The sequence below is a fragment of the Xanthomonas sp. XNM01 genome (assembly GCF_014851915.1).
Lineage (GTDB): Bacteria > Pseudomonadota > Gammaproteobacteria > Xanthomonadales > Xanthomonadaceae > Pseudoxanthomonas.
In genome coordinates, this window is record NZ_JACVAP010000006.1 from 17,203 (window position 1) to 41,629 (window position 24,427).

The 24,427-nt window shown below is 70.6% G+C and carries 20 protein-coding genes; 9 read left to right on the forward strand and 11 right to left on the reverse strand.

Annotation, left to right across the window (positions count from 1 at the left end):
* Window positions 1-337: 337 nt before the first annotated feature.
* The 8 genes from IB242_RS17885 to IB242_RS17920 all read right to left on the reverse strand — a co-directional run bounded on the left by IB242_RS17885 (window position 338) and on the right by IB242_RS17920 (window position 7,827).
* Window positions 338-2,143, reverse strand: coding sequence for a DUF885 family protein (locus tag IB242_RS17885; RefSeq protein ID WP_192282759.1), 1,806 nt, complete (start codon window positions 2,141-2,143; stop codon window positions 338-340).
* A gap of 191 nt (window positions 2,144-2,334) precedes the next feature.
* Window positions 2,335-2,676 carry a lipid-A-disaccharide synthase N-terminal domain-containing protein gene (locus IB242_RS17890; protein WP_192282761.1) on the reverse strand — a complete coding sequence of 114 codons (342 nt, stop codon included), beginning with the start codon at window positions 2,674-2,676 and terminating at the stop codon, window positions 2,335-2,337.
* 1 nt (window position 2,677) lies between these two features.
* The gene (locus IB242_RS17895) at window positions 2,678-3,400 is read right to left on the reverse strand and encodes a glycosyltransferase family 2 protein (RefSeq protein WP_192282763.1); all 723 of its coding nucleotides are present in this window, start codon (window positions 3,398-3,400) and stop codon (window positions 2,678-2,680) included.
* A 41-nt stretch (window positions 3,401-3,441) separates the two neighbouring features.
* Window positions 3,442-4,407 carry an NAD-dependent epimerase/dehydratase family protein gene (locus IB242_RS17900; RefSeq protein ID WP_192282765.1) on the reverse strand — a complete coding sequence of 322 codons (966 nt, stop codon included), beginning with the start codon at window positions 4,405-4,407 and terminating at the stop codon, window positions 3,442-3,444.
* Window positions 4,408-4,486: 79 nt separating this feature from the next.
* Window positions 4,487-5,413: a ParB/RepB/Spo0J family partition protein gene (locus tag IB242_RS17905; RefSeq protein ID WP_192282767.1), complete on the reverse strand. Its 927-nt coding sequence runs from the start codon at window positions 5,411-5,413 to the stop codon at window positions 4,487-4,489.
* A complete protein-coding gene (locus IB242_RS17910; RefSeq protein WP_192282768.1) occupies window positions 5,410-6,228 on the reverse strand; it encodes a ParA family protein in 819 nt (272 codons plus the stop codon). Before IB242_RS17910 ends, IB242_RS17905 begins: the two co-directional genes overlap by 4 nt.
* A 57-nt stretch (window positions 6,229-6,285) precedes the next feature.
* Window positions 6,286-6,924: a 16S rRNA (guanine(527)-N(7))-methyltransferase RsmG gene (rsmG, locus tag IB242_RS17915; protein WP_192282770.1), complete on the reverse strand. Its 639-nt coding sequence runs from the start codon at window positions 6,922-6,924 to the stop codon at window positions 6,286-6,288.
* Window positions 6,925-7,221: 297 nt separating this feature from the next.
* Window positions 7,222-7,827, reverse strand: a complete 606-nt coding sequence (locus IB242_RS17920) for a 4'-phosphopantetheinyl transferase superfamily protein (RefSeq protein ID WP_192282772.1) — start codon at window positions 7,825-7,827, stop codon at window positions 7,222-7,224.
* A 114-nt stretch (window positions 7,828-7,941) separates the two neighbouring features.
* Between IB242_RS17920 and IB242_RS17925 the strand changes: the two genes are divergently transcribed.
* Entirely contained in the window at window positions 7,942-8,193 is a 252-nt protein-coding gene (locus tag IB242_RS17925; protein WP_192282774.1) for a GlsB/YeaQ/YmgE family stress response membrane protein, read from the forward strand.
* Window positions 8,194-8,253: 60 nt separating this feature from the next.
* On the opposite strand, the gene xth is transcribed toward IB242_RS17925, so the two are convergent.
* Genes xth through IB242_RS17940 form a run of 3 tightly spaced genes read right to left on the reverse strand, consistent with a single transcriptional unit; the run spans window position 8,254 to window position 10,953 of the window.
* On the reverse strand, window positions 8,254-9,024 hold the full coding sequence (xth, locus tag IB242_RS17930) for an exodeoxyribonuclease III (protein WP_192282776.1): 771 nt from the start codon (window positions 9,022-9,024) through the stop codon (window positions 8,254-8,256).
* A 56-nt stretch (window positions 9,025-9,080) separates the two neighbouring features.
* Entirely contained in the window at window positions 9,081-9,551 is a 471-nt protein-coding gene (locus IB242_RS17935) for a hypothetical protein (RefSeq protein WP_192282778.1), read from the reverse strand.
* Between the two features lie 4 nt (window positions 9,552-9,555).
* Complete coding sequence (locus tag IB242_RS17940; RefSeq protein ID WP_192282780.1) at window positions 9,556-10,953, reverse strand: coniferyl aldehyde dehydrogenase; 1,398 nt, start codon at window positions 10,951-10,953, stop codon at window positions 9,556-9,558.
* 182 nt (window positions 10,954-11,135) lie between these two features.
* On the opposite strand from IB242_RS17940, the gene IB242_RS17945 reads away from it, so the two are divergent.
* The 8 genes from IB242_RS17945 to IB242_RS17980 all read left to right on the forward strand — a co-directional run bounded on the left by IB242_RS17945 (window position 11,136) and on the right by IB242_RS17980 (window position 24,259).
* Complete coding sequence (locus IB242_RS17945; protein WP_192282782.1) at window positions 11,136-11,999, forward strand: CoA ester lyase; 864 nt, start codon at window positions 11,136-11,138, stop codon at window positions 11,997-11,999.
* A gap of 122 nt (window positions 12,000-12,121) precedes the next feature.
* The gene (locus IB242_RS17950; protein WP_192282784.1) at window positions 12,122-14,515 is read left to right on the forward strand and encodes a sodium:solute symporter; all 2,394 of its coding nucleotides are present in this window, start codon (window positions 12,122-12,124) and stop codon (window positions 14,513-14,515) included.
* A 92-nt stretch (window positions 14,516-14,607) separates the two neighbouring features.
* A complete protein-coding gene (locus IB242_RS17955) occupies window positions 14,608-15,504 on the forward strand; it encodes a LysR family transcriptional regulator (RefSeq protein ID WP_192282786.1) in 897 nt (298 codons plus the stop codon).
* A gap of 202 nt (window positions 15,505-15,706) precedes the next feature.
* The gene (locus IB242_RS17960; RefSeq protein WP_192282788.1) at window positions 15,707-17,935 is read left to right on the forward strand and encodes a TonB-dependent receptor; all 2,229 of its coding nucleotides are present in this window, start codon (window positions 15,707-15,709) and stop codon (window positions 17,933-17,935) included.
* A gap of 73 nt (window positions 17,936-18,008) precedes the next feature.
* Entirely contained in the window at window positions 18,009-19,238 is a 1,230-nt protein-coding gene (locus IB242_RS17965; protein ID WP_192282790.1) for a serine hydrolase domain-containing protein, read from the forward strand.
* Window positions 19,231-20,217 carry a ribokinase gene (locus IB242_RS17970; RefSeq protein WP_225540826.1) on the forward strand — a complete coding sequence of 329 codons (987 nt, stop codon included), beginning with the start codon at window positions 19,231-19,233 and terminating at the stop codon, window positions 20,215-20,217. Before IB242_RS17965 ends, IB242_RS17970 begins: the two co-directional genes overlap by 8 nt.
* On the forward strand, window positions 20,214-22,400 hold the full coding sequence (locus IB242_RS17975) for an SUMF1/EgtB/PvdO family nonheme iron enzyme (protein ID WP_192282799.1): 2,187 nt from the start codon (window positions 20,214-20,216) through the stop codon (window positions 22,398-22,400). Before IB242_RS17970 ends, IB242_RS17975 begins: the two co-directional genes overlap by 4 nt.
* On the forward strand, window positions 22,397-24,259 hold the full coding sequence (locus IB242_RS17980; RefSeq protein WP_192282801.1) for a beta-L-arabinofuranosidase domain-containing protein: 1,863 nt from the start codon (window positions 22,397-22,399) through the stop codon (window positions 24,257-24,259). Before IB242_RS17975 ends, IB242_RS17980 begins: the two co-directional genes overlap by 4 nt.
* Window positions 24,260-24,427: the final 168 nt, after the last annotated feature.

Here is a 24,427-nt window from a genome sequence, read left to right on the forward strand (position 1 = left end):
CACCTCGAAAGGTCTGATTGTCGCCCATAGCCCGGGAGACGGCGGCCCAGCGGGCAATCCGGAAGGCCGGATGCGCCGCGCGCGAGTCGGTGGGAAATCGCCGCGATGCGGCCGGTCGTCGCGCTACCGGCAGCGACCCGGAGACGATCCGGGCGCAGCGAGCCGGGCATCATGCCAGAGGCCGGCCCACAGGGCAAGTCGTGCCCGATGCCCGGTCCAGGCGCCGGGACCGGGACGGTGGCGGCCTCCGTCGCCAGCCCGGGCCGGGCCTGCGGGCGGCAGCGCAGGCCGCGGCCAAGACAGGGGGCCTGGCCTGCGGGTCCTGCAGCCGCGTCGCTCAGGGCGCCTTCGGTGCCTCCGGCGCGGCCTGGCGGGCGTTGGCGATGAACGCGCCGATCCGCTCCTCCAGCACCGGCAGGGTCACCGAGCCTTCGGCCAGCACCGCGTCGTGGAAGGCCTTGATGTCGAAGCGGTCGCCCAGCTCGCGCTCGGCCTGGGCGCGCAGGCGCACGATCGCGATCTCGCCCAGCTTGTAGCTCAGCGCCTGCGCCGGCCAGGAGATGTAGCGGTCGACTTCGGTGGTGACCTCGTGCTCGCTCAGCGCGGTGCGGTCGCGCAGGTAGGCCAGCGCCTGCTCGCGGCTCCAGCCGTAGTGGTGCACGCCGGTGTCGATGACCAGCCGGCTGGCCCGCCACATCTCGTAGGTCAGGCGGCCGAAGTCCTCGTAGGGCGTCTCGTAGATGCCCATCTCCTTGCCCAGCTTCTCGGTGTACAGCGCCCAGCCCTCCCCGTAGGCGGAGATGTAGCTGTCGCGGCGGAACGCCGGCAGCGCGCCCTGTTCCTGGCTCAGCGCGGCCTGCAGCGAATGCCCGGGCGAGGATTCGTGCAGGGTCAGCGCCGGCAGGTTGTACAGCGGGCGCGAGGGCAGATCGTAGGTGTTGACCCAGTAGGTGCCCAGGCCGCCACGGCCGGCGGTCCAGAACGGAGCGATGTCGTCGGGCACCGGCACGATGGTGAAGCGCCCGCGCGGCAGGGTGCCGATGTACTGGCCGATCACGCCGTCCACGCGCTTGGAGATCCACGCCGCGCGTTCGAGCAGGCGCTGCGGCTCGGTCGCGTAGAACTGCGGGTCGGTGCGCAGGAACTGCAGGAAGTCGGCGAAGCGCGTCTGCGGACTGCGGCCGGTGAAACCGATCTGGTCGATGATCGCGTCCATCTCGGCCTGGATCCGGGCCACGTCCTCCAGGCCGATGCGGTGGATCTGTTCCGGCGTCAGCTCCAGCGTTGTGTACTTGCGGATCTGCTGGCGGTAGAACGCCTCGCCGTCGGGCATCGCTTCGGCGGCCAGCGTGGTCCGCGCCTGCGGCACGTACTCCTCGCGGAAGAACGTGCGCAGCGTGGCGTAGGCGGGGATCACCGACTGCGCGATCGCGCGCTGCGCCTCCTGCTGCAGCGCGCGCTGCTCGGCCGCCGGGATTTGCGCCGGCAGCCGCTTGAACGGCGCGTACAGCGCGGCCTCGGTGGGGTCCTTCAGGTCGGCGACCGCGGCGATCGAGCCCTCGCGGCCGTCCAGCACCGCGCGCGGCACGCTGAAACCGCGGGCCAGGCCGGCACGCATGTTGTCGGTCTGCTGGGCGAAGTAGCGCGGCACGTCGTCCAGCCGCGCGATGTAGGCGCGGTACTCGGCCGGCGTGCGCATCGGCCGGCGCGCCATGAACGACAGGTTCGACCAGAACGAGCTGTCGGAATTGAACGGCATCTCGTAGGCGCGCAGGCGCACCTCGTCTGCCAGGTCCAGCACCTGCGCGCGGTAGATCGCCAGGTTGATCCGGTTCTCGGCCGACAGCGCCGCGGTGTCGAGCGCATCGAGCTGGCGCAGCACGTCGTCCCAGACCTGCAGCCGTGCCTGCTGCGCCTGCGGGCCGACATCGGGCAGGCGGGTGCTGGCGCCGCCGCCATCGCTGTCCTCGTCGGCCGCGCCGGTCTGCGCCTGGCGCCAGGCCCATTCCTTGCCGTAGATGGCTTCGAAACGCTGGTCGGCGCGGGTGGCAGCGGCGGCTGTGGGCGCGGCGGCCTGCGCGGCGGGCGGCAGGAGCACCGACGACAGCGCGACGGCCAGGGCGAGGGCGAGCGGGGATTTCACGATGGCGGATCCGGACGGCGGATGAAGCGCCGATCATCGCATCCCGACGCCATCCGGCCATGGGCCGAAGGTCCCTGCGGGCCACCGGCGCGCGTCCGGCGCATGCCCGGCGGCGTCCGGATCAGCTGTTGCGTCGGTACGCTCGAAGCAGGGCGTCTGGCCGGTCGACGCGGAACGCCGTCGTGCGGTCGCTAGTGCTCGGCCTTGTCGCGGTTCCAGCCGCGGTGCCGGATGTCCAGGCGCAGGCTGTAGAGCGCGGTGAAGGCCGGGAACAGGTTCTGCAGCACGCCCACCGAGTCCTGCTTGGCCGAGAACAGGAAGTAGCTCAACGTCATCAGGCTGCCGACCACGCTCATGTACCAGAACAGGCGCGGGATCACCGGCTTTCCGGCGCGCCGCGAGGCGATGAACTGCACCAGCCAGCGGCCGCCGAACATCAGCGCGCCGGTGTAGCCGATCAGCTTCCAGCCGGTGACGTGCAGGCCGGTCCAGTACAGCCACTCGATCGGCTGGTCGAGCCAGTGCAGCTCCATCTCAGACCTCCTCGACCGCGGTGCGCCTGCTGCGCGCGATCAGCCAGGCCACCCCGCGCAGGTCGCGGATGCCGACCAGCGCGCGGTTGAGGTTGTTGTACTTGGACACGCCGGCGGTGCGGTGGCGGTGGTTGACCGGCACGCTGACGGTCTTCCAGCCGGCGCGCTGCATCAACGCCGGCAGGTAGCGGTGCATGTGGTCGAAGTAAGGCAGGTCGAGGAAGGCGGCGCGCTCGAACAGCTTGATCCCGCAGCCGGTATCGGGGGTGTCGTCGTGCAGCATCCGCGCGCGGATCGCGTTGGCCCAGCGGCTGGCCCAGCGCTTGCTGCCGCTGTCGCGGCGCTCGACCCGCCAGCCGGCGAACAGCCGCACCTGCGGATCGGCGGCGGCGCGCGCGGCGAGCAGCGTCGGGATGTCGGCCGGGTCGTTCTGGCCATCGCCGTCCAGGGTCGCGATCCACGGCGCGCGCGCGGCCTTGACGCCGGTGCGCACCGCCGTGCTCTGGCCGCTCTGGGTGACGTGGTGCAGCACGCGCAGCTCGGGCGTGGATGCCTTCAGCGACCGCAGCACGGCCAGGGTGTCGTCGCGCGAATGGTCGTCGACGTAGACGATCTCGAACGGCAGCCGCCCGCGCAGCGCGGCGACGATCTCGCCCACCAGCGGCGGCACGTTGTCGCGTTCGTTGAAGACCGGGACGACGACGGACAGGAGAGGTTCGGTCATGGCGTCCTGCTCTGGGTGGGGCGTGCGGGATGTGGAGCTGTTCAGGCGCGCTCGCCGAAGTAGTCGCGGCACCAGTGCACCACCGGTGGCAGACCGGTGTCGATCGGAGTGCGCGGCTCGAAGCCGAACGCGGCGTGGGCACGGCGCGTGTCGGCCATCGTCTCGATCATGTCGCCCGGCTGCAGCGGGCGGTGGATCCGCTGCGCGGGACGTCCGGCAGCCTGTTCGATCACGTCGATGAAGCGCTCCAGTTCGACCGGGGTGTGGTTGCCCAGGTTGAACACCTGGTGCGGAACCGCCTCGGCAGAGGGCGTGTCCAGCGCGCCGAGGATGCCAGCGACGATGTCGGAAACATGTGTGAAGTCGCGGCGCATGCGGCCCTGGTTGAACACCTCGATCGGGCGCCCGGCCAGGATCGCGCGCGCGAACAGCAGCGGCGCCATGTCCGGCCGGCCCCATGGCCCGTAGACGGTGAAGAAGCGCAGACCCGTGGCGTGCAGGCCGTACAGCTGCGCGTAGCTGTAGGCGAGCAGTTCGTTGGCGGCCTTGGTCGCCGCGTACAGCGAGCGGGGCTTGTCGACGCGCTGGTCCTCGGAGAACGGCGGGGTGGCCGAATCGCCGTACACCGAACTGCTCGACGCGTAGACCAGGTGCCCGACGCCGCCGTGCCGGCACAGTTCGAGCAGGTTGACGAAGCCGACCAGGTTGCTCTGCACGTACGCATGCGGGTTCTGCAGCGAGTAGCGCACGCCGGCCTGCGCGGCCAGGTGCAGCACCCGTGCCGGGCGGTGGCGGTCGAACAGCGCGGCCAGGCCGTCGCGGTCGACCAGGTCCAGCTCGGCGATCTCCACGTCCGGGCAGAGCGCGGCGACCCGGTCGCGCTTGAGCGCCGGGTCGTAGTAGTCGTTGAAGCTGTCCAGTCCGACGACCGGCAGGCCGGCATCGCGCAGCGCGCGGCAGGCGTGGGCACCGATGAAGCCGGCAGCGCCGGTGACGACGATGGTCATGGGACAACCCGGTTGGGATGCACCCGATGGTGCCGGAGCAGATTAAACGGAACCTGCACGCGCGGCCATGCCGCGCGGATCAGCCCTGGCGGTTGCGCAGCCGCTCGAGCACGCCGTCCAGCGTGTCCAGGTCGGTGTAGTGGATCACCAGCTTGCCCTTGCCGCCGCGCCCATGGGCGATGTCGACGCGGGTGCCGAGCGATTCGGCCAGCTCGGTCTCCAGCGAAGCGATGTCCGGCTGCTGGGCGGCGCGGCCCGGACGGGCGCGCTTGTGCCCGCTCACCGGCACCTTGCCGGCGGCGAACTGCTGCGCGCGGTGCTCGACCTCGCGCACCGACCAGCCCTGGTCGGCAGCGTCGGCCGCCAGCTTGCTGGCCAGTTCCGGCGACAGCGTCAGCAGCGCACGGGCGTGCCCCATCTCCAGCCGGCGCGCCTCGACCAGCGCGCGGATCGCCGGCGGCAGGTCGAGCAGGCGCAGCAGGTTGGACACCGCCGCGCGCGAGCGGCCGACCGCGGCGGCGGCCTCGGCGTGGGTCAGCGAGAATTCGTCGATCAGCCGCTGCAGCGCCTGCGCCTCTTCCAGCGGATTGAGGTCCTCGCGCTGGATGTTCTCGATCAGCGCCATCGCGATGACGGTGCGGTCGTCCAGCTCGCGCAGGACCACCGGCACTTCGACCAGGCCGGCCAGCTGCGAGGCGCGCCAGCGGCGTTCGCCGGCGACGATCTCGTACTGGTCCGGGCCGAGCTGGCGGACCACGATGGGCTGGATCACGCCCTGCGCCTGGATCGAGGCGGACAGCTCCTCGAGTTTGTCCGGATCCATGTCGCGGCGCGGCTGGTACTTGCCCGGCTGCAGCAGGCCGACCGGAATCGTGCGCAGCACGTCGCCCGGCTGCGGCGTTTCGACCGTCACCGCCGGGCCTGCGACGTCACCGGCGCCGGCGCCCTTCGGGCCGAGCAGGGCTTCCAGGCCGCGGCCGAGGCCGCGCTTCTTGGCGGTGCTCATGCGCCGGCCTCCATGTCGTACTGCGGGACCGGCACGGCGGCCGGGCGCTGGCGCTCCTGCTGGCGGCGGATGACCTCGCCGGCCAGGCCCAGGTAGGCCACGCCGCCGCGCGAGGCGGCGTCGTAGCCGACGATGCTCTGGCCGTGGCTGGGCGCCTCGGCCAGGCGCACGTTGCGCGGCACGATGGTGCGGAACACGCGGTCGCCGAAGTACTCGGTCAGCTGCGCCGACACGGCGTTGGCCAGGTTGTTGCGGATGTCGAACATCGTGCGCAGCACGCCTTCGATCTCCAGCGCCGGATTGAGCTGCTGGCGCAGCGCCTCGATCGTGTCGACCAGCGCGGTCAGGCCTTCCAGTGCGTAGTACTCGCACTGCATCGGTACGATCACCGAATCGGCGGCGGCCAGCGCGTTCAGGGTCAGCAGCGACAGCGCGGGCGGGCAGTCGATGATGATGAAGTCGTAGTCGCCGCGCAGCGGCTCCAGCGCGGTCTTCAGCCGCTGCTCGCGGCCGCTGACTTCCATCAGCTGGATCTCGGCCGCGGTCAGCTCGATGTTGCCCGGCAGCAGGTCGAACTCCTCGGGCGCCCTGACCACGGCCGCGCGCGCCTCGACCTCGCCCAGCAGCACGTCGCAGCTGGAGGCTTCCAGCTCGCGCTTGTCGATGCCGCTGCCCATGGTGGCGTTGCCCTGGGCGTCCAGGTCCACCAGCAGCACGCGCATGGGCGCGCGTGCCAGCGCGGCGGCCAGGTTCACGGCTGTCGTGGTCTTGCCGACGCCGCCCTTCTGGTTGGCGATGGCGATGATGCGGGCCATGCGGGAGCTGCCTCGAAGAGGGACGCCTAGGGTCCGGAACGGGCCATTATGCGTCTTTCACGCCGCCCGGCCCACCTCGACCAGATGGCGCTCGGCGTCCAGCCCCGGCACGGTCAGCGGATGCACCGCCACCGCGGTCCAGCCGGCCGGCAGGGCGGCGATCTCCTCGGCCGGATGCATGCCCTTCATCGCCAGCAGGCGCCCGTGCGGGGCCAGCAGGTGGCCGCCGACGTCCAGGATGCCGGCCAGGGTGTCCAGCGCGCGCGCGGTGATCTGGGCGTAGGCGCCGGGTTCGTCCACCGCCTCGGCACGCGACTCGGCCACCCGCGCGTTGCCCAGCTTCAGCTGGCGCACCGACTCGCGCAGGAAGCGCGCCTTCTTGCCGTTGCTCTCCACCAGGGTCACCCGCAGGTCCGGGCGGACGATGGCCAGCGGAATCCCGGGCAGGCCCGGGCCGGTGCCCAGGTCGGCCAGCGCGCCGGGCTGCACGTAGGCATGCATGGCCAGCGAGTCGAGCAGGTGCCGGGTGACCATCTCGTCCGGGTCGCGGATCGCGGTCAGGTTGTAGGTGCGGTTCCAGCGCAGCAGCAGCGCGAGGTAATCGAGCAGCGGGCCGGCCAGGGCCGGATCCAGCTGCAGTGCGGCCAGCCCCTGGTCGAGGCGCTGGCGGACCGAATCGGAAAGGGGAGCGTCCATGCCGGCGATTATCGCCGATGCGGATGCCGGTCGGTCCGGTGCGGGCTGGTTCCGATCACAGCCGGCATGCAGGAAGACGGGGCGTCGTCCGCGGCCCTGCCATCGGTCGCCGCGCAGGCGACGGTTCGCGCATCGCTTCTGGCACGGCGGCGCGTCGGTTCCGGTCGCCCACGGGAGCCGGTGGCCGGCCCTGCGGAGCGCGGACGCGACCGCGGAGTCAGCCCATGCCGCCAGCCGGGTCGGGTGCCTGGTGCGTGATGCCCGTCCGCGTCTGCCATGCACCGCAACCGATGCCGCTTACAGCGGATGCCAGGCCAGCGCGGCGCGATAGCCGGCGTCGGGCGACCATTCGTGCAACTGCCAGTCGCCGGGGCGGCCCAGGGCCGGGTCGCAGGTCTCCAGCCGCAGCGGCGCATCGGCGCCGGCGTGCTCGGGAACGAAGCGCAGCCGCTCCAGGCCGAAGGCGATGCCACGGCCGTGCGCCTTCAACACCGCTTCCTTCGCGCACCACAGGCGGACGAAGGCTTCGCCCTGCAGCGACGGATCGAGCGCGTCCAGGCGGTCGGCCTCCTGCGGGTCGAAGAAGCGTCGTGCCAGTTCGAGCGAGCGCGGTCGCGACCGCAGGCGTTCCAAGTCCACGCCCAGGCGGACGTCACGCCCGCAGGCCAGCAGCAGCAGCTCGCCGCTGTGGCTCCAGCTGGCATCGCGGTCGGCGAACGGCGCCTGCAGGCGGGGCCGGCCGTGCGCATCGCGGACCAGGGGCAGCGCGGCGTCCTCGACCGCCAGCCAGCGCCCGAGCAGGCCGCGGACCTGGGGTTCGCCGCGCAGTCCGTGCCGGTGCGGCAGCCGCTGCACCTGGACCGGGCCGAAGCGCCACTGCACCGGGTCGCCGGACCCGTTCAACGCCGCGTCTCCTGCAGGCGGACGCTATACGGCCGCTTCACGGGCCGGCGCGTCTGATGGCGGCGTCCACCCTGGTTGCAGGGGTGCATTTCCCCGAGAGAGGAGGCAGACGGAATGGGCATCATCATCTGGTTGATCGTGGGCGGTATCGTCGGCTGGCTCGCCAGCCTCATCATGCGCCGCGACGCGCAGCAGGGCATCCTGCTCAACATCGTGGTCGGCATCGTCGGCGCGCTGATCGCCGGCTGGCTGTTCGGTGGCGGCATCAACGAGGCCATCACCATCCGCACCTTCCTGTTCTCGCTGATCGGTGCGGTGATCCTGCTGGCGATCGTCAACCTGTTCACGCGCGGTCGCGCGCGCTGAGGCAGGTGCAACGGGCAAGGGGAAGGGCCCGGCTCCGGCCGGGCTTTTCCTTGTCCGGAGTCAGGCGCCCAGCTCGATCCACGCCGGCGCATGGTCGCTGGGACGCTCCCAGGTGCGCGGCTCGCGGTCGATGCCGGCCGCCACCACGCGCCCGCGCAGCGCGTCCGACACCAGGGTCAGATCGATGCGCAGGCCGAGGTTGCGACGGAAGCCGGCCTGGCGGTAATCCCACCAGCTGAACACGCCGGCGTCCTCGTGGAACAGGCGGAAGCCATCGTGCAGGCCGAGCGCGAGCAACGCCTTCAGCGCGTCGCGCTCGGGCGTCGAGGTCAGGATGTGGCTGTCGTTCCACACCTCGGGATCGTGCACGTCGCGCGCATCCGGGGCGATGTTGAAGTCGCCCAGCACCACCAGCCGCGGATGCCGGTCGGCCTCGTCGGCCAGCCAGCGCTGCACCGCGGCCAGCCACTCCAGCTTGAACGCGTACTTGTCGGTGCCGACGTCCTGGCCATTGACCACGTACAGGTTGACGATGCGCACGTCGCCGATGGTCGCGGCGATCGCGCGCTTGTGTTCGTGCTCGTAGCCGGGCACGCCGATCTGCACGTCGCGCGGCTCCTCGCGCGAGAGGATCGCCACGCCGTTGTAGGTCTTCTGGCCGGAGAACACGCTGCGGTAGCCCAGCGCGGCGATCGCCGCATCGGGGAACTTGTGGTCTTCCAGCTTGGTTTCCTGGATGCCGACCACGTCCGGGCCGAAATCCTGCAGCCATTGCAGCAGGTGCGGCAGGCGCACGTTGAGGGAGTTGACGTTCCAGCTGGCGATTTTCATGACGCGGATTCTAGGCGAGGACGGCCGCGCGGGGCAGGTCTCCGGCCCCGGCCCCGTCACTCGCGGTCCACGTCCACGCGGATGTGCGGGAAGTGTGCGGCCAGGTCGCGGGCCCATTGCGTGGCGTCGTAGGGAACGCCGCGTTCGGAAGGAAAGTGCAGCAGCGTGCCGTCCGCGCGGTACATGAAGATCAGGTCCGCGCTGTCCTCGGGGCGCCGCACTTCGATCCGTGCGACCTCGCCCGGGCCGACCGCGTCGTCCCACCACCACAGCGTGCGTGCGGCCAGATCCAGGCGGCTGCCCCATCGGCGTGCATGCACCAGCATCGCCAGCGCGCAGAAGAACAGGACGATGCCCATCCCGAACGCGATCGGGACCAGCCACGGCGCACACTGTCTGCCGCTGGCGTCGCAGTTGCCGGCCGGATCCACGGTCAGGCCGGCATAGGTGAACACCGCGCCGACCAGCAGCATGCCGTAGACGGTGGGATCGCGGCGGCTGCTGGTGCTCTGTCGGAGTCTGCGCATGGCGTCAGCGGATCAGGGCGTCGACGAGCCGGGCGATCCTGCGATAAGGCGGCTTCAGCAGATCGCTGCCGGCCCATCGCGGTTGCCACAGCACCGGCAGTGCCTTGCTCATCGCGTCGAAGCCGGCGCGACCGTGGTAAGCGCCCATGCCGCTGGCGCCGACGCCGCCGAAGGGCAGGGCGTTGATGCCGAAATGCAGCAGCGTGTCGTTGACAGTGACGCCGCCGGCGAGCGTGGCCTGCAGCAGGCGTTCGACGTCGCTGCGGCTGCGACTGAAGGGATACAGCGCCAGCGGGCGGTCGCGCGCGTTGATGAAATCGATCGCCGACGCCAGCGTGTCGTATCCGATCACCGGCAGGATCGGGCCGAAGATTTCCTCCTGCATCACCGCCGCGTCCGGCGCAGGATCCAGCACCACGGTGGGCGCGAACACGCGCTGGCCGGGATCGTGGCGGTCGATCAGCCGGATCACCGCATGGCCGCGCGCGCGCGCGTCGTCGAGCAGGCCCTGCAGGCGCGCGAACTGCGCATCGTTGATCACCCGCGTGTAGTCGACCGCATCGGACAGGTCGCCGTAGCGCGCCCGGGCCTGTGTGCGCAGCGCCTGCACCAGCGCATCGCGGCGTGGCGCATCGACCAGCACGTAATCCGGCGCGATGCAGGTCTGCCCACCGTTGAACCACTTGCCCGACGACAGCCGCGCGGCGGCCTGTTCGATCGGGAAATCCGCGCAGACCACCGCGGGCGACTTGCCGCCCAGCTCCAGGGTCAACGGCGTCAGGTGGGGTGCGGCGGCGGCCATGACCCTGCGCCCGACCGCGGTCGAGCCGGTGAAGACCAGGTGGTCCAGCGGCAGGCCGGCGAAGGCGCTGGCCAGGTCGGCTCCGCCGGTGGCCACCGCCACGCGCCCGGGCGGGAACACCTCGGCCAGCAGCGTGCGCAGGAATTCGCTCGTGCGCGGCGTGTGCTCGGAGGGCTTGAGGTAGACGTGGTTGCCGGCGGCGATCGCGGTGGCCAGCGGTACCAGTGCCAGGTTGACCGGGTAGTTCCACGGCGCGATCACCCCGACCACGCCGACCGGCATCGGCCGCAGTTGCGCGCGCGCCGGCCAGAAGCGCCAGCCGACGCCCACGCGGCGTGGCTTCATCCAGCCGCGCAGATGCGCGAGCAGGTGGTCGATCTCGCCCAGCACGGTCATGCCGTCGGCGATCAGGCTCTCGGCCCGGACGCGGTGGCCGAAATCGGCGGCGATGGTGTCGGCCATCTGCGGCAGCCGGGCCTTCAATGCGCTGCGCAGGCGCCTGAGGTCGTCGCGTCGCTGCGCGTGATCGGGTTTGGCGGCCTGCCAGGCCTGGCGCAGGCGGGACAGGGTCGGGGCGAGGTCGGCGACGGAAGAGTCCATGCGTCGGCAGTGTAGTGCGGCGCCCGGAGCCGGTGGCGGGCGGGTCCATCGACAGCCATGCAGCCCGGTCCACGGCAGAGCGTCGGGCGCTGCGGATAGAAAAAGTTGGCTCTGAATATGCCGGGACGTACTTCCACCTTTTTCTCCAGCGGCCAGACTGCGACCAGGTGAGGAGGGTCACTGTGCGTAGCAAGCTGTTCGTGCCGGGCGTGCGTCCGGAACTGTTCCCCAAGGCGCTGGCCGGGGAAGCGGATGCCATTTCGCTGGATCTCGAGGACGCCGTGCCCGAGGCGGGCAAATCCGCCGCGCGGGCGCAGGTGGCGGCGCTGCTGCGCTCGGAGGCCGCGCGTGCCTCGGGCAAGCACCTGATCGTGCGGACCAACGGCTTCGGCTCGCCGCATCTGGAGCAGGACCTGGCGCAGGTGGTGGTGCCGGGCCTGGACACGCTCAACATTCCCAAGATCGAGTCGGCGCAGCAGGTGCTGCAGGTCGCCGCCTGGCTGGATGCGCTGGAGCCGGCCGCCGGCATCGCACGTCCGCTGGGCCTGCTGCTCAACATCGAGACGCCGCGTGGACTGCGCATGGCGGCCGAACTGGCCGGGGCGCATCCGCGCGTCCGTGGCCTGCAGCTGGGCCTGGCCGACCTCTACACCCCTTACGGCATCGCCCGCGACACCGCCAACGTCCATGCCGCGATGCACGCGCTGCGGATGGCGGCGGCCGAGGCCGGCATCGTCGCCTGCGATGCGGCCTACCCGGATGTGACCGACGACGCCGGCTTCCTGGCCGAAGCGGAGATGGCCGCGAGGCTCGGCTTCGTCGGCAAGAGCTGCGTGCATCCGCGCCAGGTCGCGCTGGCCAACCGCGTGTTCCGGCCCGATCCGGACCAGGTCGCGCAGGCGCGCCGGATCGTCGCGGCGGCGGTCGAGGCCGAACGCGAAGGGCGCGGCGCCTTCCTGGTCGACGGCCAGATGGTCGACCTGCCCTACCTGCGCCGGGCACAGGCGCTGCTGTCCGCGGTTGCCGCGGCCGGCACCAGCGCATGACCCTGCCGCGGCAGTGGCCGCTTCCTTCATCATCGGCAGCGGCGGTCGCCCGCTGTCCCGTTACGAGCCTGTCCGCCATGACGTCCACTGCCGCGTTTCCGTCGCCACGTTCTTTCCGCGGCATGCCCTTTCTTGTGCTGCTGCTGTGCCTGCTGGCCTGGCTGCCGCTGCTGGCGCAGGCCGACAACCTCACAGAACTGAAGGACGGGCTCCTGCCGTCGCCGGAGGGCGGAGCGGTCCAGGCGCTGGAGACGCTGCAGGGCCAGCCGGTCGCGAAGACGGCCGATGGCCGCTACTGGCGGCTGGCGCCCGGAACGGAGGCGTGGCGGGCGCTGCAGGCGCCTGCCGGTCTGGAACTGGCCGGCGCCGCCACATTGGGTCGTTCGGCCTATGTCCTCGATACGCAGGAGGGCCAGGCCAGCACCCTGCTGCGGGTGACGCTGGAAGGCGATGCGGTGGCGGTCGCGCCGGTGCTGGCGCTGCCGCAGCCGCTGACCTCGGCGCGTGTGGCCGCGTCCGGCGATGCGCTGGAAGTGGTCGGTCTGGCCGCCGACGGCAGCCCGCAGCGTCAGCGCCTGCAGCCCGACACCGTGGCACCGGCATGGAGCGCGCAGCCTGTGTGGTCCGGTCCGGGCACGCCGGTCGCGCTGCTGGCGCAGACCCGCGCGCTGTATCTGGTGCTGGCCGCGCCGGAGGCCACGCGCCTGCTGCGCTGGAGCGCCGATGACGGCTGGCAGGAGAAGCCCGCGGTGCCGGGCCAGCCGATCCCCGGCGGCGTGCGCGCCACCGGCCAGGCGCACCTGCTGTTCCTGCTGGCGCAGCCCGATGGCGGGCGCCGGCTGCTCAGCTACCACACGATCACCAGCGCCTGGGCCGACCTGCCGGTGCCGGCGCGGATCGACGGCGCTGGCGTCGCCACCGGCTACGGCAACGGCCTGGTCTGGACCGGTCTCGACGGCGACCTGGCCACCACCCGGCTGCAGGCCGGCAAGCACCTGCTGGGCTGGATCGACTGGACGGTGATCATCGTCTACCTGGCGGCGATGATCGGCATCGGCGCGTTCTTCTACATCCGCGAAAAGCGCGGCTCGACCGCCGACTTCTTCGTCGGCGGACGCAGCATCCCGTTCTGGGCCGCCGGCATCAGCCTGTACGCGACCAACACCAGCTCGATCAGCTTCATCGCGATCCCGGCCAAGGCGTTCGAGACCAACTGGCAGTACCTGACCAACAACCTGGTCGCGGTGATGGGCCTGATGTTCGTCGCGGTCTGGGTGGTGCCACTGCTGCGCCGGCTGGACCTGATGTCGGTGTTCTCCTACCTGGAAACCCGCTTCCATCCCGCGATCCGGATGCTGGCCAGCGCGTTGTGCATCGTGATGCAGGTCGGCTCGCGGATGAGCGTGATCCTGTTCCTGCCGGCGCTGGCGATCGCCACGATCACCGGCATCGACGTGGTGCTGAGCATCCTGCTGATGGGCGTGTTCACCATCGTCTACACCGCGATGGGCGGGATGAAGGCGGTGATCTGGACCGACTTCGTGCAGGTCTTCGTCAAGATGGGCGGCGCGCTTTTCGCGATCGGCTACATCGTCTACTCGCTGGACGGCGGCGTGGCCGAGTTCCTGACCACCGCCGCGGCCGAGGACAAGACCAAACTCCTGGATTTCAGCTTCGACCTGACCAAGGCCACGGTCTGGGGCTTCATCTTCCTGGTGGTGTTCGACGTGGTGCTGACCTTCCCGAAGGACCAGGTGCTGATGCAGCGAGCACTGTCGACCAAGTCGGACAAGGACGCCGGCCGTTCGATCTGGGCGTTCGCCGCGATCATGATCCCCGGCGGCTTCATCTTCTACTCGATCGGCACCGCGCTGTTCGTCTATTACAAGAGCCATCCCGAGCGGCTCAATCCGGTGCTGCCGATCGACGCCACCTTCCCGCTGTTCATCGCCGCCGAGCTGCCGCCGGGCGTCACCGGCCTGATCATCGCCGGCATCTTCGCCGCGGCGATGTCGACGCTGTCGAGCATCATGAACAGCGTCGCCACGCTGATCTCGGTGGACTTCTACGAGAAGCTGGCGAAGAAGCCCAGCCAGAAGCGCAGCGTGCTGTTCGCCGAGGTCACCACGGTGCTGGTCGGCATCGCCGGCATGGCGCTGGCGCTGGTGATGTCGCGCTACGACATCCACTCGCTGTTCGACGTGTCGATCGAGCTGGCCGGCCTGCTCGGCGGCGGTTTCGCCGGTGCCTACACGCTGGGCATGTTCACCCGGCGGGCGAACTCGAAGGGCGTGGCGATCGGCGTGGCCGGCAGCATCGTGCTGACCTTCATCGCCTGGACGATGGACCTGGTCCACCCGTACTTCTACCTGGCGATCTCGATCTTCCTGTGCATCGTCATCGGCTACGTGGCCAGCCTGCTGTTCCCGCCGCCGGAGCGGTCGCTGGAGGGGCTGACCATCTACAACCGCGACAAGCCGGCTGCCCCGGCCGCAGGCGAGGGCAGCGCCGGATGAACGCCCGCCCCGGCCGGCGCGCATCGGCCGAAAGTGATATCGCCAGCCGCATCGGCGTCGTGTAGCGTCCGCGGCGGACCTGGAGGGGGACCGTGGACACGCAATTCCTGAATACGTTCGTGACGGTGGTGGACCGCGGCTCGATGGCGGCCGCGGCCCGTGTCCTCAACATCACCCCGGCCGCGGTGGCCCAGCAGATCCGCACCCTGGAACGGGAGCTGGGCGCGCCGCTGATCGCCCGGGTCGGGCGCACCGTGAGCATGACCGGCGAAGGCGCGCGGATCCTCCAGCGTGCCCGCGACCTGCTGCGCGACGTCGCCGACATGCGCAGCGTGGCCAACGACAACGCGGTCTCCGGCGAGCTGCGCCTGGGCGCCTGCCCGACCGCGCTGGCCGGCATGCTGCCGGACATCCTGGCGCGCATGGTCGCCACCTTTCCGCAGATCAACGTCTTCATCAAGCCGGGCTATTCGGCCGACCTGTACCGCGCGGTGGAGGAGGGCGAGGTGGATGCGGCGGTGGTGCTGCAGGCGCCGTTCGCCCTGCCCAAGACCTGCGACTGGCAGCTGCTGCGCGAGGAGCCGCTGGTCGTGCTGGCGCCGGAGTCGATGGCCGGGCGCGATCCGCACGACCTGCTGCGCAATGAACCGCTGATCCGCTACGACCGCAACCAGTGGGGCGGGCGACAGGCCGAGGAGTACCTGCGCAGCGCGGGCATCGTGCCGCGCGAGCGTTTCGAACTCAACGCGCTCAACGCCATCGCGGTGATGGTCGACCGCGGCCTGGGCGTGTCGCTCGTCCCGGACTGGGCGCAGCCGTGGCCCGAAGGCGTGCGCCTGGTCAGGCTGCCGCTGCCGCTGCCCTGCGTGCCGCGCTGCATCGGCCTGGTCTGGTCGCGGTCCACCGTGCGCATCCGGCTGGTCAACGTGCTGCGCGAGGAGAGCCGGATCGTGGCGGCGACGGCCACCCGGCAAGCAAACAAAAACTAGGGTCTGAACATACGCCGCCGCGATTCATCGCCGCGTGGCCGCCGCATAGCCTGTCGCCAAGCCGGAATGAATGCATGGCGCCTGGGAGGGGGCCGACGTAACGCGGCGGTGGGGCGGTGCGCGACGCACCGAATGCAGCATCGGTCCCGAAGACGCCGACACGGCGCGGGCCGGTCATTCATCACGACTCAGAGACACGACCATGATCAAGCCACTGTGCGCCGCCATCGGCGCCATCCTGCTGTCAGGCGCCTTCGGCGCCGACGCGCAGGCGCAGCAGACCAGCAGCTCCGCGGACCAGGCCAGCACCGTCGACCTGGACAACGTCATCGTCACCGGCACCCGGATCGCGACCTCGATCGACAAGATCCCGGGCGCGATCAGCGTGGTGTCCAAGGAGAAGGTCGAGCACACCCTGGCACTGACCGAGGATGCGACCGCGGTGCTGGCGCGCACGGTGCCCGGCTACGCCGAATCCTCGCAGGCGATGAGCAACTCCGGCGAGACCCTGCGCGGCCGCATCGCGCTGCGCCTGTTCGACGGCATCCCGCAGGGTTCGCCGCTGCGCGAGGGAAACCGCAACGGCACCTTCACCGACATGGGCCTGATCGGCCGGATCGAGGTCATCAACGGCCCGTCCGCCTCCGAGGGCATCGGCGCGGCCGGCGGCATCATCAACTACCTGTCGAAGGTGCCGACCAGGGAAGGCCACGAAACCACCATCACCACGCGCTACTCCAGCCAGTTCGGCACCGACAGCGCCGGCTGGAAGCTGGGCGTGAACCACGCCTACAAGAGCGAGGATTTCGACGCGCTGCTGAGCGCGGCCTACATCGACCGCGGCATCTCCTATGACGGCGACGGCCGCCGGATCGGCATGAACACCTCCGGCTCGGTCTCCGATTCCGAGGCGCGCAACCTGTACGCCAAGGTCGGCTACAACTTCGGCGAAGGCGGCGAGCAGCGCCTGCAGCTGAGCGTCAGCGACTTCAGCATCGAGGGCAAGGGCAACTACATCCAGGTCGAAGGCTGCCGCCCGGATCCGGTCGAGTGTCCGGTGCCGACCACCAACACCTCCGAACGCGGTTCGATCTACGGCTCCAAGACCGAGTTCAACGACTTCCGCCAGGTCGCGCTGAACTACAGCCACGGCGACCTGTTCGGCGGCACCTTCGCGGCCGACATCTACTGGGCCGACCAGGCCATGCGCTACCTGCCCGAGGATGGCGACGACCGCCAGCTGGTCAAGGTCGACGACGACTTCGACGAGACCCAGCGCATCTTCGACCAGTCCGAGATCACCTCGAAGAAGAAGGGCCTGCGCACGTCGTGGGCGCGCGGCGACCTGTTCGGCCTGTACGGCCTGCAGCTGCGCACCGGCATCGACATCGTCGAGGACGAAGCCGCGCAGCGGCTGGCGCTGACCGACCGCCTGTGGGTGCCGCCGATGGAGTACTCCAGCGTCGCCCCGTACGCGCAGCTGACCTGGGACGTCGGCCCGGTGACCGTCAGCGGCGGCTTGCGCCGCGAGGACGGCGAGCTGCATGTCGACAGCTACACGACCACCGCCTACCGCGACAAGGTCTTCGTCCAGGGCGGCACGATGAGCTACACCGAGACGATGAAGAACTTCGGCGCGATCTGGCGCATCAACGACCGGCTGTCGACCTTCGCCTCCTATGGCGAGGGCTTTGGCCTGGCCAACGTCGGCATCCCGCTGCGCAACATCAACGCCCGCAGCCCCTGCAGGGAAGTGTCCTGCGTGGCCGACCTGCAGCCGATCGTGGTCACCAACAAGGAGGTCGGCTTCAACTGGGTCGGCGGCGGGACCTCGTTCGGCGCCTCCTACTACGACTCCAAGTCGCCGTTCGGCTCGTCGCTGTCGATCGACCCGATCACCAACGACTTCGTGATGACCCGTGCGCCGGTGCGGATCAAGGGCTTCGAGGCCAATGGCGAGTACCGCCTGAACGAGCAGTGGAAGTTCAGCGGCATCTACTCGCGGATCCGCGGCAAGACCTCGTTCTGGGCTTCGGCGCCGAACGGCAGCTACGGTGCCGGCGGCCTGAACAAGCCGATGGGCGTGCTGGACGTGAATCCGGACAAGATCGCGGTGTCGGCCACCTGGAAGTTCCTGCCCAACGCCGATGCGACACTGGGAGCGACCATGCTGATGGACCGCCACCTGCGTGGGTCCGACGTGCGTCCGCACGACGGTGCGACCTATTCGTACACGGAGGACACCGAGGGCTACACGCTCTGGGACCTGGGCGTGAACTACCAGCTGGCGCGCTACGGCAAGATCACCGTCGGCATCGAGAACCTGCTCGACAAGCAGTACATCCTGAGCTGGTCGCAGGTACCGGGCTGGCAGAACTACTGGGCCGGCCGTGGCCGGATGACGTCGCTGACCTATACGGTCACGTTCTGATCCAGCCGTGGGGATGCGGCCGGTTGCCGCCGGCCGCGTCCGTGTCGTCCCCAGCATGAGCTCCGGTGGTGGAATGAAGAGGGTGTCGCGTGGTGTGCTGTGCGGTCTGTGGCTGGGCCTGGTGGCCGGCCTGGTGCCGGCGACCGCTGCGGCGCGCTGCGAGGGCCGCTGGCAGCCGTTGCAGGTATTCGTGGATGACGCCGCGGCGGCCGGCTACCCCGGTGCGGTGGCAGTCGTGGGCACCGGCGACGGCGCCACGACCACCTGCGTTTCCGGCCATGCCGACCTGCGGCGTCGCCATCCGATGCGCGCCGACGCGATCTTCCGCATCTACTCGATGAGCAAGCCGCTGGCCTCGGTCGCGGCGCTGACGCTGGTCGAGGATGGCCGGTTGTCGCTGGATGCACCGGTGGCCGCGCTGCTGCCGGAGCTGGCCACGCTGCAGGTGCTGGGCGCGGACGGCCGGTTGCGCGCACCAGCGCGGCCGGTGACCCTGCGCCACCTGCTGACCCATACCGCCGGCTTCGCCGTCGATGGTCCTGCGCTGGCCGCACGCGAAGCGGCCGCGCCGCAGCGCGCCGCCGACCTGGCCGCCTTCGTGCAGCGCCTGGCGCAGGCGCCTCTGGCGGCCGATCCCGGCACCGTGTTCGCCTACGACGGCGCGGCCACCGAGGTGCTGTCGCGGCTGGTGGAGGTCGCGTCGGGACAGGACTTCGACAGGGTTCTGCGCACGCGCCTGTTCGTGCCGCTGGGCATGGTCGACACCGGCTTCGAGGTGCCTGCCGGGCAGCGCCACCGCGTCGTCGAGCTGGTCGCCGGCGATGCCGGTGCGTTGCGCCCGGCCGACACCGGCAGCGCCCGTTCACCGGGGAGCCGGCTCAACGCCTACGCCAGTGGCGCCGGCGGGCTGTACTCCACCGCCGCTGACTACCTGCGCTTCGCGACGATGCTGCGCGATGGTGGCCAGTACGCCGACAGGCGCTACCTGCGGGCGGAGACGGTCGCGGCGATGATGGACAACCAGCTGCATCATCTGGCCGCCGCGCATACCTCCTTCAGCGAATACGAGGGTTTCGGCTTCGGCCTGTCGGTACAGCTGGATCCGGCCGCGCGCGGCCGCCTCGGCGCACCGGGGCAGGTCGGCTGGTCCGGTGCCGCCGGTACCTATTTCACGCTCGATCCGGCACATGCCGCGGTCGCGCTGCTGCTGACCCAGTATCTGCCCGAAGACGCGCAGGCACCGCTGCCGAAACTGGCCACGCCGTTCTACAACCTGGTGCAGGAGACGCTTGCCGATGACTGACATGCGGAATACAGGCGTGCTCGTCGCCGGTTCGGCCAACCTCGATTTCGTCGTCCGCGCCGGGCAGATCCCGACGCCGGGCGAGACCGTGCTCGGCCGTGATTTCTCCACCCATCCCGGTGGCAAGGGCGCCAACCAGGCCGTGGCCGCGGCCCGCGCCGGCGCTGCGCCGACGCGGATGCTGCTCGCACTCGGCGACGACGCCCAGGCGCTGCCGCTGGAACGCTCGCTGCGCGAGGCCGGGGTGGCGCTGCACATCCGCCGCAGCCCGGAGCTGCAGACCGGCGTCGCCTTCATCTGCCTGTCGGATGCGGGCGAGAACGCGATCACCGTCGCGCCCGGCGCCAACGATGCGCTGCAGCCCGACGACCTGCCTGCGCTAGAGGGCGTCTCGCATCTGCTGCTGCAGCTGGAAACGCCGCTGGCGACGGTGGCCGCGCATGCGGCTGTCGCGCGTGCGCAGGGCGTGCGCGTGGTGCTCAATGCCGCGCCGGCGCGTGCGCTGCCGGAGCCGCTGCTGGCCACGCTCGATGTGCTGGTGGTCAACGAAGGCGAACTGGCCGCGATCGCCGGTACCGACGGCGGGCTGCTGGCCGCGCTGGACCGGGTGCCGGTGTCGACCGTGGTGGTGACCCTGGGCGCGGCCGGCTGCGTCGCCCGCGCCGACGGCCGGCTGTGGTTGCAGCCGGCGTTCGCGGTGCCGGTGCTGGATACCACCGCCGCCGGCGACACCTTCTGCGGCGTGCTGACCGCCGCGCTGGCGCGTGGCGCCGCCTTGCCCGCCGCGCTGCGCGAGGCGGCGGCCGCCTCGGCGCTGGCGGTGACCGTGCTCGGCGCGCAGTCAAGCATCCCGTGCGCCGACGCGGTCCAGACCCTGCTGCGCACGCCCGACGACGCGGCTGCACTGGCCGCGCTGGCCGCACGCTGCGGGCATGATCCACGCCTGCTTTCCCCGACTTCTTCCGCGGTCCCCGCATGACCCAGCCCTACCAGATCCAGGATGATGCCGCCCCGGCCGATTACGGCCGCACGCCGGTCGCGACCGAGTACAGGTTCTCGCACGTCACCACCGGCCGATACCTGCCGACGCCGGGCAAGGCGCCGACCTGGCCGTTCGCCGACATCGGCAGCTGGATGATCGATGCCAATGCCAGCGCCGCCGACTGGCTGGCCGAACTGAAGGACTGGCGCCGCGAGCATCTGGTCCGGATCGGCTACACCGATGTCAACTACCGGCGGCCGGAGCTGCAGTGGGCGCAGCGCAACTTCGTGCACGCGCAGATGATGGTCGAGGACCGCTACTTCTACGACGTGGAGACCAGCCGCTACACGGTCGACCGCTACCTGGACGATCTGGTCGAGCGTTTCGGCGGGCTGGATTCGGTGCTGATCTGGTACATCTACCCGAACATCGGCATCGACGACCGCAACCAGTTCGACCTCGCCCACAGCCTGCCCGGCGGCCTCGATGGCCTGAAGGCGGCGGTGCAGGCATTCCAGGCGCGCGGGGTCAAGGTGTTCCTGCCGGCCAAGCCCTGGGACCATGGCACCCGCGACCCGGGTTGCACGCACTGGGACGGCATGGCGGAGATCGTCCGCGCGGTCGGCGCGGACGGCATCAACGGCGACACCTTCAATGGCGTGCCGCGCGCGTTCTTCGACGCCTGCGACGCGCTGGGCACACCTGTCGTGGTCCAGCCCGAGTCGACGATCAGCTCCGAGGAGCAGCTGATCTGGAACGTGCAGAGCTGGGGCAAGAAGGCGCCCGACGGCCCGGTGCCGCCGGTGTCGAAGTGGAAGTGGCTCGAGCCGCGGCACATGGTCAACTACGAGAACCGCTGGGGCCGCAACCGCAACCACGACCTGCAGTACTGCTTCTTCAACGGCATCGGCTACAACGCCTGGGAGAACATCTGGGGCATCTGGAACCAGTTCACCGAACGCGATGGCGAAACCCTGCGCCGGATCGCGGCGATCTACCGCGGCTTCCCGCAGCTGGTGGTGTCGATGGAGTGGGAGCCGTACCAGGTCTGCCTGCAGGCCGGCATCTTTGCCAGCCGCTTTCCGGTCGACGGCCTGTGCCTGCACACCTTCATCAACCGCAACGAATACGCGGTCGATGGCGAACAGATCCTGCTGCCGCATGCCGATGGCACGCGCTACTACGACCTGTGGCACGGCACCGCGCTGGCGCCGCTGATCCGCGATGGCCAGGCGGTGATCGCGCTGCCGATGGAAGCGCGCGGCTTCGGTGCGCTGCTGTCGGTCGCCGATGGCGTCGTGGCCGAAGGGCTGGACGCGTTCCTGGCCGCGGCCGCGCAGCGTGCGGCCAGGCCGCTGAACAGCCATTCCGGCGCGTGGAAGGCGCTGCCGCAGACGCTGGTCGACATCGCCGCGACCACGGCCAGTGCCGACGCACCGGACGGCATGGTCGCGATCCCGGCCGGCGAGTTCGTGTTCGCGGTCGGCGGCGTGGAGATCGAAGGCTTCAACTGGGCCGGCCAGGACGTGCAGTACCCGTGGGAGGACTGCCCGCGCCGGCATCACCGCCAGCGCATGCAGGTGCCGGCGTTCCACATCGACCGGCATCCGGTGACCAACGCGCAGTTCAAGGCCTTCATCGACGCCAGCGGCTACCAGCCGCGCGATGCGGTGAACTTCCTCGTGCACTGGCACGCTGGCGCGCCGCGTCCGGGCTGGGAGCACAAGCCGGTCACCTGGGTCTCGATCGAGGATGCGCGTGCCTACGCGGCCTGGGCCGGCAAGCGCCTGCCGCACGAGTGGGAATGGCAGTACGCGGCGCAGGGCGATGACGGTCGCGTCTATCCCTGGGGCAACGACTGGGACGACAGCCGCGTGCCGCGGGTCAACCGCGGCCGCCGGATCCTGGCACCGGCCGATGTCGGTACGCATCCGCAGGGGGCCAGCCCGTTCGGGGTCGAGGATCTGGTCGGCAACGTCTGGCAGTGGACCGAGGAGTTCGCCGATGCGCATACCCGTGTGGCGGTGCTGCGCGGCGGCTCCAGCTACCAGCCGCAGACCTCGCACTGGTATTTCCCGCAGGCCTATCGGCTCGACCAGCACGGCAAGTACCTGCTGATGGCGCCGGCCAAGGACCGCAGCGGCATGCTCGGTTTCCGCTGCGTGGTGGACGCGGCATGAGGGCGGTCCTCGTCTGCGGCCAGCAGCTGGTCGCGCCCGCGTCGGTGCGGCTGGATGGCCCGTTCGGGCAGATGCTGGCGGCCAACCGCAGCGGCCGGCTCAGCCACTTCATCGTCGATGAGCACAGCCCGTCGATCGGCATCTTCGGCCAGGCGCACAAACAGCAGAACCAGGAAGGCGACTGGTATGGCGAGCATGCGGGCAAATGGCTGTCCGCCACCGCGCGCGCCGTTGCCCAGGGCGGGCAGTCGCAGCTGGAAGCCAACCTGCGTCGCGTCGCCGACTGGCTGATCAGCCAGCAGGACGACGACGGTTATCTGGGCACCTACGCCGCCGAGCGCCGCTTCACCGTGCCGCAGCCGCCGAAGCCGGAAAGCTGGAACGGCGAGCCGGCGCTGCGCACCTGGGACATCTGGACCCACAGCTACCTGATCCTCGGCCTCCTCGAGACCTGGCGCGCGCTGGGCGGGGCGCAGTACCTGCAGGCCGCGCGCCGCATCGGCGACCTGTGCTGGCGGGCGCTGCAGTCGGGCATCGACATCACCACGCTGGGCAACCACCACGGCATGTCGGCGACGGTGCTGCTGGACCCGGCGGCGGACCTGTACCTGGTCACCGGCGAGCCGCGCTATCTGGCGCTGGCCGAGACCATCCTGCAGCAGGCCAACGCCAATCCGCGCCTGGCCCTGCTCGACAAGGGCATCGCCAACGAGGATGCCGCGTTCATCGCCACCGGCAAGGCCTACCAGCTGTCGTGGAACCTGGTCGGCCTGGCCAAGCTGTACAAGGCCACCGGCAGGGCCGAGTACAAGCTGGCCGTCGACAACCTCTGGAACAACATCCGCGAACAGCACCTGACCCTGGGCGGTGGCCCATGGGGCGGCGTCGCGCACCGTTCGCGCGAAGTGTTCAACGCGCCGCGCACCTTCTTCCCGCAGGCCTACGTGGAAACCTGCTCGGTGCTGGCCTGGATGCAGCTCAACCGCGAGCTGCTGGCGATCACCGGCCACGCACGCCATGCCGACGCGCTGGAGCGCAGCGGCTACAACGACCTGGCCGCGGCGATGGCGCCCGATGGCGAGGACTGGTGCTACTACACCTATCCCAACGGCCGCCGCGTGCACACCACCTACTGGCGCTGCTGCAAGTCGTCCGGGGCGATGGCGGTGGAGGAGCTGCCGCCGGTCGCCTATGGCATCGCCGCCGACGGCGGCCTGCGCGTGAACCTGTACGGCGCCGGTGAGGCCACGCTGCCGCAGGCCGATGCCGGCGCGGTGCGTCTGGTCCAGTCGGGCCGGTATCCGTTCGACGGCGACGTCGTGATCGACGTGCATCCGCAGCGCGAGGCGCGCTTCGCGGTCGGCCTGCGGATTCCGGACTGGGCCGCGTCGGCGCGGATCACGGTGGCCGGCGTGGCGGTCGAGGCGGTGCCCGGCGAGGACGGCTTCGTGGCGATCGAGCGGCTCTGGCGCGCTGGCGACCGGATCGTGCTGTCGTTGCCGATGCCGCCGGTGCTGCACCGTGCGGCCAACATCAACGTGCAGGAATCGCGCGCGCCGGACGGTTCGCCGGTGGCGCAGGAGGTGCTGCGCTGGGAGTACGTGGCGCTGAGCCGCGGCCCGCTGGTGTATGCGACCCCGCTGGTGGACGGCTACAAGACCGACGAGACCCTGCGCCTGCCCGCCGCGCCGGTCGCGGACTGGGTCGGTGTGGGCGCCGACGCCGGCGAGGGTGCGACGCTGGAAATGCGCCCGCTGGGGCGCGCGCCGATCATGTTCGAGCCGTACTACCGCTGCGGTGGCCGGGTCGACGGCGCCTGGCGCCTGACCTGGCTGTCGTTGGCGCCGGAGCAGGTATGACGGTCCGCGTCGTGCGTCCCCGTCCGTCGCGCAGCATCCGTGACCGCGCGCACGCCGCGCCGCGCTGCATGCAAGTTTTTGTCGTGACAGAAATCAGGCCGCCGCGCTGTTTCCTCCACGCCGGATCGGCAAGACTGGCGGCCGGGACGGCAATGCGAGGAGAGGATG